Raw genomic sequence first — 14,224 nt, 5'->3', positions numbered from 1 at the left:
CGTCCGGGTTCACCGTCGGGATTCTGCCGCGGTGGCCGGGAAAACAAGGGATTTAAGGTCAGATGCCCAAGAGCGATATCGAGATAGCCCGCGAAGCGACACTGCAGCCCATCGCCGAAATCGGCGCCACGCTCGACATTCCGCAGGACGCCCTCCTGCAGTACGGCCCCTACAAGGGGAAAGTCTCCTTCGACTTCATCAAGGGCCTGGCCGACCGGCCGGACGGCAAGCTGGTGCTGGTGACGGCAATCACGCCGACGCCCGCGGGCGAAGGCAAGACCACCACGAGCGTGGGCCTGGGCGACGGCCTCAATCGCATCGGCAAGCGCGCGGCCATCTGCCTGCGCGAACCCTCCCTTGGCCCCTGCTTCGGCATGAAGGGTGGCGCGGCCGGTGGCGGTTACGCCCAGGTCGTGCCCATGGAGGACATCAACCTCCACTTCACCGGTGACTTCCACGCCATCGGCATCGCGCACAACCTGCTCGCCGCGCTGATCGACAATCACATCTACTGGGGCAACGAGCTCGGCTTCGACAGCCGTCGTGTCGCCTGGCGCAGGGTCATGGACATGAACGACCGGGCCCTGCGCTCCATCGTGACCTCGCTCGGCGGCACCCCCAACGGTTTCCCGCGCGAAGACGGCTTCGACATCGTCGTGGCTTCGGAAATCATGGCGATCTTCTGCCTGGCCACCGATCTGCAGGATCTGACCGAGCGCCTGGGCAAGATCGTGGTCGGCTATACCCGGGATCGCAAGCCGATCCTCGCCCGCGATCTGAAGGCGCCGGGGCCGATGGCCGTGCTGCTCAAGGATGCCATTTCCCCGAACCTGGTGCAGACCCTGGAAGGCAACCCGGCCTTCATTCACGGCGGCCCCTTCGCCAACATCGCCCACGGCTGTAACTCCGTGATCGCCACGCAGACGGCCCTGAAGCTTGCCGACTATGTGGTGACCGAAGCCGGCTTCGGCGCCGACCTGGGCGCGGAGAAGTTCTTCGACATCAAGTGCCGCAAGGCGGGGCTGAAGCCGAACGCGGCGGTTGTCGTTGCCACCATCCGGGCGCTCAAGATGCACGGTGGCGTGGCCAAGGAAGACCTGGGCAAGGAGAATGTCGAGGCCGTCAAGAAGGGCTGCAGCAACCTGGCGCGGCACCTGCGCAACGTGAAGTCCTTCGGCGTTCCGGCGGTGGTGGCGATCAACCGCTTCATCACCGACACCGACGCGGAGATGGAAGTGGTGCGCCAGGCCGTCAAGGAACTGGGCTCCGAGGCGGTGGTCTGCTCGCATTGGGCCGAGGGCTCCAAGGGCACCGAGGAATTGGCGCAGAAGGTCGTGGCCCTGGTGGAAAGCGGCACCGACCAGTTCGCCCCGCTCTACGACGACGAGATGCCGTTGTGGGAGAAGATCGAGACCATCGCCACCCACCTTTATGGCGCCTCGGAAGTGCAGGCGGACAAGAGCGTGCGCAACCGCATCCGCGAACTGCAGGAGACGGGCTACGGCCATCTACCGATCTGCATGGCCAAGACCCAGTACTCCTTCTCCACCGACCCCAACCTCAAGGGCGCCCCGTTGCATCACTCGCTGACGGTGCGTGAGGTGCGGCTCTCGGCCGGAGCGGAGTTCGTGGTCGCCATCTGCGGTGACATCATGACCATGCCCGGTCTGCCGCGGGTTCCGGCAGCCAATTCCATTCATCTGGATGCAGAAGGCCGGATCGAAGGGCTGTTCTGAGCCTGATGACTCCTGGACCAGCTAGGTCCGGGGCATAGCTTTCAAGCGGATGCAGGCGCCCGAGGGAACCGTCCAAGCGGTTCTCTCGGGCGCAATTCGTTCGATCTGGTGCTTGCGGCTGCTTGCCGCGAGATGTCGATAAGCCATTGCGCCGGATTCGCAGGCATTGTACCTAGGATGCACTGCCAAAAAGGGGGCTCGGGTATGCTTCGATTGAGGTCGCTCGCCGGCGTTGCTGTCGGCGCGGTCATTGCGCTGACGACAATGACGGCGGAAGCAAGCGGTGACACACAGACCGCGGCTCGCACGGACGATGCGTTTCTTGTGCGCGCCATCATCAACGAAGGGGCAGCGGAAATTCCGGAGAATGTCTCCTTCACCCTTCACACCTTGGGCGGCGGCGGTCAGGCTGACCTTGCTGCGGAAAGCTCCGGCGGAATTGCCGAGTTCAGCGTGCCCAGCGGGGACTATCTGCTGACCACGGCTTACGGCGCGATGCTGAAGCAGGAGGTCGTGCAGGTGCGCGGGCGCGGCGAGGTAGCGCACACGGTCAACCTGAATGCCGGTGAGATCACCTTGAGTGTGATTCCGGGCATCGGGCGCCCCGCGCTCAAGGATGCCATCGATTGGAAGATCCATACCTATGGCCGCGATACCGAGGGCAAGCGTCACGTGCTGCATCGGGTGAGCGGCGCCAATCCCTATCTGGTGCTGCCGGCCGGCTGGTACTTCGTGACCGCCGACTACGGTGGTCGCCAGTTGACCCACACCATCGAAGTCGGCGCCGGCAACCGTTTCGATTACACGCTGGTGCAGCAGAACTGATCGCTACGGGGGGAGCGTAGATCGGCTCTCCGCGCTCTTATTCGCTGCCATAAGAAAGCCCACAGCGTCGGTTCGACGCTGTGGGCTTTTTTCATGGATCAACTTCTTGGACGTCACGCCTTGCGGTACTTGTCCAAGGAGGTTGCCTGCATCGGCGGCAGTTCGGATATCCGAGCGGTCAAGGCCGCCAGCTTGGGGAAAGCGTTCCCTTCGACCAGGGCCGGCACCATGAAGCCGATGAAGTCATAGACGATGGCTGTGGTCACATCTGCCTGGGTCATGCGGCCGCCGACCAGATGGTCGCCGCCCTCCAGCATCGCTTCCAGCGCTGCCAAGCCGCCGCGGACCTGACCGGACAGACGCTCGATCCACTTTTCGCTGATATGGGCCTCGTCGCGCATCGCCGGATTGCGCTCATAGGCGATCAAGATGGTTTTCTCCGCGGCTCCCATGGCATGGAAGACGGCACGGAGCACGGCACGACGCTCGGCGCCGCTGGCCGGCGTCAGGCGCTTGTCGCCCGCCTGCTCATCCAGATGGTCCAGGATCGCCGTGCTGTCGATCAGGGTTTCGCCGTCGTCCAGCACCAGGGCCGGGACGCGCGCCAGGCGATTGTGCTGGCGGATCGCTTCGAGATCCGTGGCCGTGGACAGTTCCGCCCGCTCATAGGGCATGCCGTACAGGTCGATGGTCACGGCGCAGCGGCGCACGAAGGGGGAAAGATCGCGTCCGATCAACAGCATTAAGCGCGTCTCCTGTCTGGGTTTCGAGTTTGAATGGATGCGGGCTCAGCCATAGACCTCGGCAAAGAGCGCCTCATAGTCCTCGCGTGTGGCCTGGCGCGGGTTGCTGGCGTTGCTGTGGTCGGCAAGCGCGCCCTCGACCATCTTCGGCAGCACGTGCTTGGGCACGCCCATGTCCTTCAGATTGGCCGGCAGTCCCAGTTCGCGATTGAGGTCTTCGATCGCCGCAGCAAGGTCGCTGCCGGGGGGCAGGCCCATGGTCTCGGCGAGGACGTCGTACTTGTTGCCGACGTGCCCGGCATTGAAGCGCAGCACGGCCGGCAGGATCACGGCATTCAGCGTGCCGTGATGCAGGCGCGGGTCCTGGATGCCGCCCAGCGGATGGGACATGGCGTGGACCGCGCCCAGGCCCTTCTGGAAGGTCAGGCCGCCCATCACTGCCGACCAGAGCATTTCGCGGCGGGCCTCGCGATCCTGGCCGTCGGCCACGGCCCGGCGGATGTTCCGGATGCCGCGGCGCAGGCCGTCGAGGGCGATTGCCTCGGCCACGGGGTTGTCCTTGGGGCTCAGGTAGGTCTCGATGCAGTGGGTGATGGCATCCATGCCCGTGGCGGCCGTGAGGCCTGGCGGCAGGCCGAGCGTGAGTTCCGGATCGCAGATCGCCACACGCGGGATGATGTAGGGCGAAAGGAAGCCCAGCTTGCGGCCATCGTTCAGGGTGAGGATTGCACCCCGGCCCACCTCGCTGCCGGTGCCGGCCGTGGTCGGAATGGCAATCAGCGGCGCTACAGCCTTGGTGATATGTTCGGCGCCGCCCAGGATGGCGGCATAGCGCTCCATGGGCGGCAGATGGTTGGCCATCAGGGCAACGCCCTTGCCCAGGTCGATGGAGGAGCCGCCGCCGAAGGCCACCACGGAATCGCAGCCCGCTTCGGCGTAAACTTCGAGGGCGGCGTTCACTGCCTTTTCGGTGGGGTTCTCCGGGGTCTGGTCGAAGACGGTGGCCGTCATCTCCGCGGGCAGGGCGTCCAGAGCCTTCTGGGCCAGTCCAAGCTTTACCAGCCCGGGGTCCGTGACCAGGAGCGGTCGGTTGACCCCGAGGGCCTTCAACTCGTCGCCCAGGAGCTGCAGGGCTCCGAAATCAAATTGGATCTTCGTCAGGTACTGGACCAGAGCCACCGGCGCTCTCCCTCATCCATATCATTGCGCTGCCGGCATGGCCCTTCGGACCATGCCGGCGATTGGTGGCCAGTCTAATGCCTGAGCGCCGGCTGTCGAGACGCTACGGATCGAAGCGCTTGGAGTGAAGCCGTTCCCAGCACCTGTGGTGAGTGAGCGGCTATCACGCGGTGGCGATATGCTCGTCGAACCACGCCAGCAGGCGCTCCCACCCAGCCTGGGCCGGCTCTTCCCGATAGCTCGGGCGGTAGTCGGCATGGAAGGCGTGCGGAGCGTCGGGGTAGATCACGATCTCGAAGCTCTGCTCCGCCGCTTCCAGCTCGGTGCGCATCTCCTCCACCGTCTCCACGGGGATGCCGCTGTCCGCACCGCCATAGAGGCCGAGTACAGGCGCATTCAGGTCGGCGGCGACATCGATGGGATGCTGCGGGTTGGTTTCGCTGGTCTCTCCCACCAGGCGGCCGTACCAGGCCACGGCCGCTGAGAGATCGGGATTGTGCGCGGCATAGAGCCAGGTCACGCGTCCGCCCCAGCAGAAGCCAGTGATGCCAAGGCGGTCGGTATCGCCGCCTTCCGCGGCCGCCCAGGCCACGCAGTCGTCAAGATCAGACATCACCTGTTCGTCAGGCACCTGCGAGACCACCTCGCGCAGCAGGACCTGGATGTCGTCATAGCCGCTGGGGTCGCCTTGCCGGATGTAAAGCTCCGGCGCCACGGCGAAGTAGCCGGCCTTGCCCAGGCGACGACAGACATCCTTGATGTGCTCGTGCACGCCGAAGATCTCCTGGATCACAAGGATGACCGGTGCCGACTCCTCGTCGGCCGGGCGCGCGAAGTAGACCGGCACTTCGGTGCCGTCCGTGGCGGTGAAGGCGCTGTCACCGGCCTCCAGCCCTTCCGAATCGGTCTCGATCACCGTCTCAGCAGACACCGGGCTTGCGGCGGCGGCGAAGCCGACTGCGGCGCTCGCGGTCACAACGAAGCCGCGGCGGGAAAGGGGTGGGAGCGCGGCGGTGAGACTGTCGAAATCTGCGCGAAGGTCATTTGCCATGGCTCAGTCTCCTTCAGCTTGCTGGTCCAGTATAATCGTCAACTGCATTTTATGGGAATCGCTCCGAAGCGAGTCGTTTTGCTATCTTCCGGGCCAGCGTTGGGTTAGAATAATCCCAATTGTTACCTCTCGGCCCGCGGCCAGAACCAGCTATCGCAGCCCGATGGCTCGGGGCGGCGGCTCCGTTCCAGGGCCGGGATCGGGGGCGGGGCAACGAGGTCCCCTGTCCCGCCCCCTCCTTACTCCCGCTTCCCGCCTGCTGGCTCAGCCCTGTTCATCGCCCTGCGCTGTCGCAGCGATGACGTCGAGGAAGGCTGCGCCGTAGCGCTCGAGCTTGCTTTCCCCAACGCCCGGCAACTGTCCCAGCGCGGCTCGGCTGCCTGGACGGGTCTGGGCCATGGCCACCAGGGTTGAATCGTGAAAGATCATGTAGGGCGGCAGGTTCACCTCACGCGCCAGTTCCAGCCGCCTGGCACGTAATGCAGTGAAGAGCGTGCGCTCGGCTTCGCTCTCCAGCGTCGCCGCCGCCGCACCGCTGCTGCCGCCGGAGGCGGTCGCCTTGCGGCGGGCACCCACTTCGCGACGCAGCGACACCTGCTCTTCGCCGCGTAGCACCGGTCGGCTCTTTTCCGTCAGGCGCAGCGCGCCGTAGCCCTCCAGATCGATGTGCAGCAGCCCAAGGCTGGCCAGTTGGCGCAGGATCGAGCGCCAGGCCTTGGCATCGAAGTCTGTGCCGATGCCGAAGGTGGAGAGCTGATCATGGCCGGCGGCGCGGATCTTGTCGCTGGTCTTGCCCAGCAGGACGTCGATCACGTGGGCGCTGCCGTAGCGCTGCCCGGTGCGATAGATGGTCGAAAGCGCCTTCTGGGCCGCGACGGTGCCATCGAAGGTTTGTGGCGGCGAGAGACAGGTGTCGCAGTTGCCGCAGGCCTCACAGCTGTCGCCGAAGTAGTCCAGCAGGACCTGGCGCCTGCAGCGGGTGGATTCGGCGTAGCCCAGAAGCGCATCCAGCTTACGGTGCTCCAGGCGCTTGCGCTCGTCAGGGGCGTTGCTCTCCTCGATCATGCGGCGTTGCTGGGCAATGTCCTGCATCCCGAAGAGCAGCAGGGTCTCCGCCGGCAGGCCGTCACGCCCGGCGCGACCGGTTTCCTGATAGTAGGCCTCCAGGCTGCGCGGCGGGTCGAGGTGGGCGACGAAGCGCACGTCCGGCTTGTCGATGCCCATGCCGAAGGCGATGGTGGCCGCGATGGTCAGGCCGGGTTCCTTCAGGAAGCGTTCCTGGTGGCGCGCCCGCACCTCCGGGGCCAGGCCGGCGTGGTAGGGCAGGGCAGAGACGCCCTGATCCGTCAGCCAGCTCGCCACCTCCTCCGTGCGGGCACGGGAGAGACAGTAGACGATGCCGGCTTCCCCGCCCTGGGCCTTGACGAAGTCCAGCAGTTGGCGCCGGGCGGTGGTCTTGGGCTGCACCCCGTAGCGGATGTTCGGGCGATCGAAGCCGCCCAGGAAACTGCGGCCGTCTTGGAGCGCCAGTCGGTCGATGATGTCTCTGCGCGTCGGCGCATCGGCCGTGGCGGTCAAGGCAACCCGGGGAATGGCGGGAAAGCGCTCGGCCAGCAGGCCCAGACGATGGTATTCGGGGCGGAAATCGTGCCCCCACTCGCTGATGCAGTGGGCCTCGTCGATGGCAAAAAGGCTGAGGCGGCAGTTGTCCAGGAGCTCGAGGAAGCCGTCCATCAGCAGCCGCTCCGGGGCGACATAGAGCAGGTCCAGGTCCTCCTGCTGCATGGCCCTTATCGCCTGTCGGCTGAGTTCGGCATCCTGGGCGGAGTTCAGGGTCGCTGCGCGCACACCCAGCTCCCGCAGCGCCGCCACCTGGTCCTGCATCAGGGCGATGAGCGGCGAGACCACGATGGCGGTTCCGGGCCGGGCCATGGCCGGAATCTGGTAGCAGAGCGACTTGCCGCTGCCCGTCGGCATGACGACCAGGGCATGCCCGCCGGCGCAGACCTGCCCCACCACGGCCTCCTGCAATCCCCGAAAGGAGGAAAAGCCGAACACCCGGCGCAGGATCGTCTGCGGATCGCCCGCCGCCTCGTGAATCTCCAGACTGGCCATGGCCCCCCGCATACCTGCCCAGGGGTGGCTTGGCCAGTGCCCGCTGGCAATCCTCCTGGCTTGCGTCCCCCGGTCTATTCCGCGAGGCCGCGATAGGGGCTGTGGTGGCGGTTGATCAGCTCGATTTCCTGGCGCACTTGGCGGCTCTCTCGGCGCAGGTAATCGGCCACGGCGCGCTCCAAGGCGGGATCGCGGATCAGGTGTGCGCTGCGGGTTTCCGTGGCCAGATAGCCGCGCTGCACCTTGTGCTCACCCTGGGCTCCGGCCTCGACCCGGCGCAGGCCGTGGGCGATGGCGTAGTCGATGGCTTGGTAGTAGCAGGTTTCGAAGTGCAGGAAGCGGTAGGTCTCGCTGCAGCCCCAGTTGCGTCCATAGAGCACGCCGTCGCCCACCAGGTTGAGTGCGCCGGCCAGAAGCTCGTCGCCGCGCTCCGCCACGATCAGCACCACGCGCTCCGCCAGGCGTTCTCCCAGGGTCTGGAAGAAGGGAAGGGTGAGATAGGGCTGACCCCATTTCCGGTCGGCGGTGTCCAGGTAGAAGCGGTGAAAGGCCGCCCAGTGCCGCTCCTGGATTTCGGGGCCGGTCAGGGCGCGGAAGGTCAGGTCCAGTTCGGCCACCTTGGCCCGTTCCTTGCGGATCGCCTTGCGCTTGCGGGAGACCAGCGCGGCCAGGAAGTCGTCGAAACCGGCGTAGTTGTCATTGTGCCAGTGGAACTGCCGGCCGATGCGCTGCAGGAAACCCGCCTCGCCCAGGGCATGCCACTCCTCTTCCTCCGGAAAGGTGACGTGCAGACTGGTCACGCCGTGGCGCCGCGCCACCTCCTCCAGCCCGGCGATCAGCAGGCCGCGCACCTGCGACTGGTCCGCCTCAGGGTGAACCAGCAGGCGTGGTCCGGTGACCGGCGTGAAAGGCACGCAGGCCTGGAGCTTAGGGTAGTAGCGGCCGCCGGCGCGTTCGTAGGCATCGGCCCAACCCCAGTCGAAGACATACTCCCCGAAGGAATGGCTCTTGAGGTAAAGCGGGACGGCTCCGACGAGGCGGCCCGTGGAGTCGCGCGCCAGCAGGTGCTGTGGCAGCCATCCGGTCTCGGCCGTCGCGCAGTCCGTCTCCTCCAGTGCGGAGAGAAAGGCGTGGGAGACGAAGGGGCAGCGCACACCGGCGCAGGCATCCCACTCGGAAGCCGATACCTGGGAAAGGCGCTCGATGACCTGGAGGGGGTGCTGGTCGGCACCGTCGGGCATGACGGCTTCTCCTTTCCTGGCCGACGCCGGCCGAGTCATGAGAGGATGACACCAGTGTGGAGCAGCGGGCCGGCAAAGCGAAAGGGGTCATGTGAGCGATTTCGGCGGCAATCCTGGTGGCGGGGCCTGGGGTGGAGGACTGTGGGGCGATCCCTGGGTTGTGGTGCGCCGTTCCCGTCTGCGCAGCGAGGCCGAACGCTATGCCCTGGTGCTGGCCGCCATGGGCATCACCAGCCGGCTGCATCGCGATGGTGAGTGGATCACGCTCTCGGTCGCGCCCCACCACGCCGCATCCGCTGAGCGCGAGATTGCCGCCTATGTGAAGGAGAACAGCCACCAGACTCCGGCTGCGCCCACCATCCGCCCCGGTCGCGAGGCCCTGCTGGGGGTGTTGGCCTATGCCTGCGTGCTCTTCTTCCTGCACGGCGCGGCGTTGCGCGGCGCCTTCGGCCTGGATTGGCTGTCTGCTGGCGCGGCCCAGGCGGGCTTGATCCTCGATGGGCAGATTTGGCGCACGGCAACGGCCCTGGGGCTCCACGGGGATGGCACGCACCTCCTGGGCAATCTGGCGCTGGGCGGCTTCTTCGGCTTTCTGCTCGCGCAGCTGCTGGGCGGCGGCCTGGCCTGGCTGGCGATCCTGCTGAGCGGTGCAGTGGGCAATCTGCTGGCGGCGGTCTTGCGGGCCAATGAGCAGACTTCCATCGGTGCCTCCACCGCGGTCTTTGCCGCGCTGGGCCTGCTCTGTGCCCTGTCATGGCGCCACCAGGCCCCGGCGCGCTTCCGGGGCTTGCGTCGCTGGCTGCCTTTCGCCGCGGGCGCGATGCTGCTCGCCTATCTTGGGATCGGTGGTGAGCGTACCGACGTGCTGGCACACGTCACTGGCTTCGCCGCCGGTGCCGGCGGCGGGTTCCTCCTCGCCCAGATCGGACCGCGCGTGCCGTTGGGCAGCGCAGCACAACTCGCCTATGCCCTGGCGACCGTGCTGCTCTTTGCCCTGGCTTGGCTGATCGCCCTGGCCGTCTGACCGGAATCAGGAGGCTGCTTCGACCACGGCGCAAGCGATGCGGTCGCCGGCCCCGCCGATCGGCTGGGAGCGGTGGTCGTCGCGATCTTCGTGAATGACGAAGGCGGCGCCGTTTTCCCCCAGCAGCGGCACGCGGCCATCTTCCCCACCGTTCTCGCTTAAGGTGACAAAACCGGTGAAAAGCTCGGCCTGAACGCTGCCATCCTCGTGGGCGAAGATGTTGGGCAGGTCGCCGGGATCGGGGCCATCAGGGTTGAGCAGCCCGTGCGGGCGTTCCTCGGGATTGATATGGCTGCCCGACGCCTGAAAGCCTTCGTCGTGATCCTCACAGGTGCCATTGGCATGGAGGTGCAGGCCGTGCGGGCCGGGCGGCAGGCCTTCGATTTGCAGCTGGATCAGCACACCCCTGGGCCCTTCCGTCAGCCGGGCCTCGCCGATCTCTTCTCCCTCGCGGTCGATGAAACGGGCACTGGCCTCCTCGGCGGCCACGGCGGCAGCAGAGGGCAGCGTCAGAGCGAGAACCGCCCCGCAGGCGGCAAGAAAGGTCGTTCGCATAGTCGATTCTCCCTGTCTTCTCATGCGGCATACAGGCCGCGTCGGTCAGGAGTTACCGGGCAAACGACACGGAAGGGAAGTGGGTTCCGAACTTGGAACCGGTGGTGCGGTGGAAGTGGCCTCCAGCAGCTTGATCGACTGCCGGAGGCCGTTTCCGACTCCGGTCGAGATTACTTCGCCGCGATCACCATGATCTCGACGGTGAACTTGGGCGCCGCCAGACGCGATTCGACGCAGGCGCGGGCCGGGGCGTTGCCTTCGGCGACCCAGGCGTCCCAGACCTCGTTCATCTCGTTGAAGCTGCTGATCTCGGAGAGCCAGATCTGCGCCGACAGCAAGCGGGTCTTGTCGGTCCCCGCCTCTGCCAGCAGGCGGTCGATGTTCTCCAGGATTTCCTGGGTCTGCTCGGCAACGGACTTGCCGGCGTTTTGATGCGCGACCTGACCGGCGAGGTAGATCGTATCATTGTGGACCACGGCCTGGCTCATGCGCTTGCCAACTTCGATGCGTTCGATGCTCATATTCAGTTCCTCCGGGTTTGCTTAAACAATGGTGATTATGTCGCGGAAACGGGGATGATCTCGCCGCTTTTCTGGGCGCCGGGGAGCAGATGCGGCAGGCAGGCCCGGGCCATCGCCTCGGGCGTCGGCAGGCTGTCGGCCGGCTCGCCGGGAAAAGCCTGCGTGCGCAGGCCGCTGCGGAACGGCGCGGGCATCAGGAGATTGGCGCGCACGCCGAATTTGCGGTTCTCGGCGGCATAGCTGCGCACCAGTTCCTCCAGGGCGGCCTTGCCGGCGTTGTAGAGACCCCAGAAGGCCTCGCCCTCGGCGGGGCGCGGGCAGGTGATGAAGGTTGCCTGACCGCCGTCGCCCTGACGCAGCAGCGGGTCGAGACTGCGCAGCAGGCGCCAGTTGGCGGTGAGATTGACCTTCAGGGTGTCGTCCCAGATCGAGGGCTTGAAGTGCCCGACCGGTGAGAGTGTGCCCAGGCTCGCGGCCGCGCCGATGAGCAGGTCGACCGTGCCGTAGCGCTCATTGAGGGCGCCGCCCAGGGCGTCGATGGCCTCCCCCTGGCGCAGGTCGAACGGCACCAGGAGGGGCTTGCGCCCGCCGGCGGCGCAGATCTCGTCGTCCAGTTCCTCGAGCGCGCCCACCGTGCGGCCGATCAGCACGCACTGGGCGCCTTCGGCGGCGAGGCAGGCGGCGAGCGCACGTCCCAGTCCGCGTGAGGCGCCGGTCACTACCGTCACCCGTCCTTCAAGGCGCCGATTCGCGTTTTCTGCTGTGCCCCTGCTTGCGGGCAGAGCCGTCTCTTCCGCCATCGTCAATCCCTAGCAATGGCCGTCTTCGTGACGGCCCGCGGAGCCTAGTCCGGCTGGGCTTGGCGTCAAGTCTGGTGCCGGTCTCGGCGGCAAGTGCCCGAAAAGATACCATAATCGATGTTGCGGCCGTTGCAGGCTTCTGCCATCGTTTCCCTGTCCCGGGGCTCCGGCGACATACAGCTCACGCAGTTATTCCTGCCGGTTGGACCCAGATCCAGAGTTCGCAACCCGGCTGATAAAGCATGAAACTAGGGAGGGGGCATGGTTCTCACGTTTGTCATCCTGTGTGGCCTCATTGGTGTGGCCTACGGGATTTGGGCGTCTCGTTCCGTTCTGTCGGCCAGCGCCGGCACGCAGCGCATGCAGGAGATCGCCGCAGCCATCCAGGAAGGCGCCCGCGCCTACCTGAACCGCCAGTATCGCACCATCGCCATCGTCGGTGCAGTGCTCTTTGTGGTGATCGCACTTCTGCTGACCATCGAAGTTGCGCTGGGCTTCGTGATCGGCGCGGTGCTCTCCGCGGCAGCCGGGTACATCGGCATGTACGTCTCGGTGCGTGCCAATGTGCGCACCACGGAAGCGGCCCGTCAGGGGCTGGCGCAGGGGCTGGCCATTTCCTTCCGCTCAGGCGCAGTGACGGGCCTGCTCGTGGCCGGTCTCGCGCTCTTGTCCGTGGCCGGCTACTACGTCCTGCTGCTGGCCCTGGGGGCCGAGGGGCGCTCGATCATCGACGGCCTCGTGGCGCTCGGCTTCGGTGCCTCGCTGATTTCCATCTTTGCCCGTCTCGGCGGTGGCATCTTCACCAAGGGTGCAGATGTGGGTGCCGATCTCGTGGGCAAGGTCGAAGCCGGCATTCCCGAGGACGATCCCCGCAATCCCGCCGTCATCGCCGACAATGTGGGCGACAACGTGGGCGACTGCGCCGGCATGGCGGCCGACCTTTTCGAAACCTACGCGGTCACCGTGGTGGCGACCATGGTCCTGGCCTCGATCTACTTCGGGGCTGCCTCCGGAGTCTTTCTCTATCCGCTGGTGATTGGGGCGGTCTGCATTCTCGCGTCCATCGCCGGCACTTTCTTTGTCAAGCTGGGCTCGAGCAACAACATCATGGGGGCGCTCTACAAGGGCTTCGTCGCCACTGCCCTGATCTCACTCGTGCTCCTGCTCCCGGCCACGGCTTTCATGGTCGGGCTGGGCACCAGCTACGAGGCTGCCGGAAGCACTTTCACCGGCTGGAGTCTCTACTTCTGTGGCATCACCGGCCTGGTGGTGACCGGGCTCATCATTGTGGTGACGGAGTACTACACCAGCACGGAGTATCGCCCCGTGCGCTCCGTGGCCAAGGCCTCGGAAACGGGGCACGCCACCAACGTGATTCAAGGCCTGGCGGTGTCGCTGGAGGCGACAGCGCTGCCGGCGCTGATCATCGTTGCCGGCATCGTCGTCACCTACCTGCTGGCCGGCCTGTTCGGCATCGCCATCGCGGTGACGACCATGCTGGCGCTCGCGGGCATGGTGGTGGCGCTGGATGCCTATGGTCCGGTCACCGACAATGCCGGCGGCATTGCCGAGATGGCCGACCTCGAGGCCTCGGTGCGTGAGACCACGGATGCGCTCGACGCCGTGGGCAACACCACCAAGGCGGTCACCAAGGGTTACGCCATCGGATCCGCCGGTCTCGGTGCTCTGGTCCTCTTCACGGCCTATACCGAGGATCTTGCCTACTTCACCCGGAATGCGGCCGACTATCCCTTCTTCCAGGGCGTGGTGGTCGACTTCAGCCTCTCCAATCCCTGGGTCGTGGTCGGCCTGTTCGTCGGTGGCCTGCTGCCCTTCCTCTTCGGATCCATGGGCATGCAGGCGGTCGGCCGGGCCGGCGGTGCGGTGGTCGAGGAGGTGCGTCGTCAGTTCCGGGAAATCCCGGGCATCATGGAAGGCACGGCCAAGCCGGAATACGGCCGCTGTGTCGACATGCTGACCAAGGCGGCGATCAAGGAGATGGTGATTCCCTCCATGCTCCCGGTGCTCTCGCCCATCGTGCTCTTCCTGATCATGTGGGCGATAGCCGGCACGTCAGCCGCACTGTCGTCGGTGGGCGCCATGCTGCTGGGCGTGATCGTCACCGGACTCTTCGTGGCGATTTCCATGACCGCCGGTGGCGGGGCCTGGGATAACGCCAAGAAGTACATCGAGGACGGTCATCACGGCGGCAAGGGCTCAGAAGCCCACAAGGCCGCGGTGACCGGTGATACCGTGGGTGATCCCTACAAGGACACCGCAGGCCCTGCGGTCAATCCGATGATCAAGATCACCAACGTGGTCGCCCTGCTGTTGCTGGCCGTGCTCGCGCAGTGAGTCTGGCGACAAGTACGAATAAGCCTCCGGGAGCTGCGGTTCCCGGAGGCTTTTTCTTTGGGGGGGGCGCTTGCTGGGC

Annotated in this window: 12 protein-coding genes; 4 read left to right on the top strand and 8 right to left on the bottom strand. The window is 66.1% G+C overall.

The features are described 5' to 3' along the window. The first annotated feature begins 62 nt into the window (after positions 1–62). Positions 63–1,736 carry a formate--tetrahydrofolate ligase gene (locus ABZ720_RS09500; RefSeq protein ID WP_366555283.1) on the top strand — a complete coding sequence of 558 codons (1,674 nt, stop codon included), beginning with the start codon at positions 63–65 and terminating at the stop codon, positions 1,734–1,736. A gap of 204 nt (positions 1,737–1,940) precedes the next feature. Then, entirely contained in the window at positions 1,941–2,561 is a 621-nt protein-coding gene (locus ABZ720_RS09495) for a hypothetical protein (protein WP_366555282.1), read from the top strand. A 113-nt stretch (positions 2,562–2,674) separates the two neighbouring features. On the opposite strand, the gene ABZ720_RS09490 is transcribed toward ABZ720_RS09495, so the two are convergent. The 5 genes from ABZ720_RS09490 to ABZ720_RS09470 form a co-directional block, all read right to left on the bottom strand. Then, entirely contained in the window at positions 2,675–3,304 is a 630-nt protein-coding gene (locus ABZ720_RS09490; RefSeq protein WP_366555281.1) for a glutathione S-transferase family protein, read from the bottom strand. 45 nt (positions 3,305–3,349) lie between these two features. After that, positions 3,350–4,483, bottom strand: coding sequence for a 4-hydroxybutyrate dehydrogenase (gbd, locus tag ABZ720_RS09485; RefSeq protein ID WP_366555280.1), 1,134 nt, complete (start codon positions 4,481–4,483; stop codon positions 3,350–3,352). Between the two features lie 163 nt (positions 4,484–4,646). Then, positions 4,647–5,534, bottom strand: a complete 888-nt coding sequence (locus ABZ720_RS09480; RefSeq protein WP_366555279.1) for a dienelactone hydrolase family protein — start codon at positions 5,532–5,534, stop codon at positions 4,647–4,649. A gap of 264 nt (positions 5,535–5,798) precedes the next feature. Then, the gene (recQ, locus tag ABZ720_RS09475; protein WP_366555278.1) at positions 5,799–7,649 is read right to left on the bottom strand and encodes a DNA helicase RecQ; all 1,851 of its coding nucleotides are present in this window, start codon (positions 7,647–7,649) and stop codon (positions 5,799–5,801) included. Between the two features lie 74 nt (positions 7,650–7,723). After that, the gene (locus ABZ720_RS09470; RefSeq protein ID WP_366555277.1) at positions 7,724–8,890 is read right to left on the bottom strand and encodes a GNAT family N-acetyltransferase; all 1,167 of its coding nucleotides are present in this window, start codon (positions 8,888–8,890) and stop codon (positions 7,724–7,726) included. 91 nt (positions 8,891–8,981) lie between these two features. Here ABZ720_RS09470 and ABZ720_RS09465 point away from each other — a divergent pair, with 91 nt between their 5' ends. Continuing rightward, positions 8,982–9,914 (top strand): rhomboid family intramembrane serine protease, encoded by a 933-nt coding sequence (locus ABZ720_RS09465; RefSeq protein ID WP_366555276.1) that lies wholly within the window; start codon positions 8,982–8,984, stop codon positions 9,912–9,914. A gap of 6 nt (positions 9,915–9,920) precedes the next feature. On the opposite strand, the gene ABZ720_RS09460 is transcribed toward ABZ720_RS09465, so the two are convergent. The 3 genes from ABZ720_RS09460 to ABZ720_RS09450 all read right to left on the bottom strand — a co-directional run bounded on the left by ABZ720_RS09460 (position 9,921) and on the right by ABZ720_RS09450 (position 11,718). After that, the gene (locus ABZ720_RS09460; RefSeq protein ID WP_366555275.1) at positions 9,921–10,469 is read right to left on the bottom strand and encodes a superoxide dismutase family protein; all 549 of its coding nucleotides are present in this window, start codon (positions 10,467–10,469) and stop codon (positions 9,921–9,923) included. Between the two features lie 170 nt (positions 10,470–10,639). Then, complete coding sequence (locus tag ABZ720_RS09455) at positions 10,640–10,990, bottom strand: RidA family protein (protein WP_366555274.1); 351 nt, start codon at positions 10,988–10,990, stop codon at positions 10,640–10,642. 35 nt (positions 10,991–11,025) lie between these two features. Next, positions 11,026–11,718 carry an SDR family NAD(P)-dependent oxidoreductase gene (locus ABZ720_RS09450; protein ID WP_366555273.1) on the bottom strand — a complete coding sequence of 231 codons (693 nt, stop codon included), beginning with the start codon at positions 11,716–11,718 and terminating at the stop codon, positions 11,026–11,028. A 333-nt stretch (positions 11,719–12,051) separates the two neighbouring features. Here ABZ720_RS09450 and ABZ720_RS09445 point away from each other — a divergent pair, with 333 nt between their 5' ends. Beyond that, the gene (locus ABZ720_RS09445) at positions 12,052–14,145 is read left to right on the top strand and encodes a sodium-translocating pyrophosphatase (RefSeq protein WP_366555272.1); all 2,094 of its coding nucleotides are present in this window, start codon (positions 12,052–12,054) and stop codon (positions 14,143–14,145) included. The last annotated feature ends 79 nt before the right edge of the window (positions 14,146–14,224 follow it).

It is taken from the genome of Aquibaculum sediminis (assembly GCF_040712085.1).
Taxonomy (GTDB): Bacteria; Pseudomonadota; Alphaproteobacteria; order Kiloniellales; family DSM-21159; genus Aquibaculum; species Aquibaculum sediminis.
This window is presented reverse-complemented; position numbering and strand designations above follow the sequence as displayed.

What these genes read in the sequence shown, in the direction of transcription:
- ABZ720_RS09480 (WP_366555279.1), bottom strand. Translation starts at nt 5,534, where the DNA reads ATGGCAAATGACCTTCGCGCAGATTTCGACAGTCTCACCGCCGCGCTC.
- ABZ720_RS09495 (WP_366555282.1), top strand. Translation starts at nt 1,941, where the DNA reads ATGCTTCGATTGAGGTCGCTCGCCGGCGTTGCTGTCGGCGCGGTCATT.
- recQ (WP_366555278.1), bottom strand. Translation starts at nt 7,649, where the DNA reads ATGGCCAGTCTGGAGATTCACGAGGCGGCGGGCGATCCGCAGACGATC.
- ABZ720_RS09455 (WP_366555274.1), bottom strand. Translation starts at nt 10,990, where the DNA reads ATGAGCATCGAACGCATCGAAGTTGGCAAGCGCATGAGCCAGGCCGTG.
- ABZ720_RS09490 (WP_366555281.1), bottom strand. Translation starts at nt 3,304, where the DNA reads ATGCTGTTGATCGGACGCGATCTTTCCCCCTTCGTGCGCCGCTGCGCC.
- ABZ720_RS09460 (WP_366555275.1), bottom strand. Translation starts at nt 10,469, where the DNA reads ATGCGAACGACCTTTCTTGCCGCCTGCGGGGCGGTTCTCGCTCTGACG.
- ABZ720_RS09470 (WP_366555277.1), bottom strand. Translation starts at nt 8,890, where the DNA reads ATGCCCGACGGTGCCGACCAGCACCCCCTCCAGGTCATCGAGCGCCTT.
- ABZ720_RS09500 (WP_366555283.1), top strand. Translation starts at nt 63, where the DNA reads ATGCCCAAGAGCGATATCGAGATAGCCCGCGAAGCGACACTGCAGCCC.
- ABZ720_RS09445 (WP_366555272.1), top strand. Translation starts at nt 12,052, where the DNA reads ATGGTTCTCACGTTTGTCATCCTGTGTGGCCTCATTGGTGTGGCCTAC.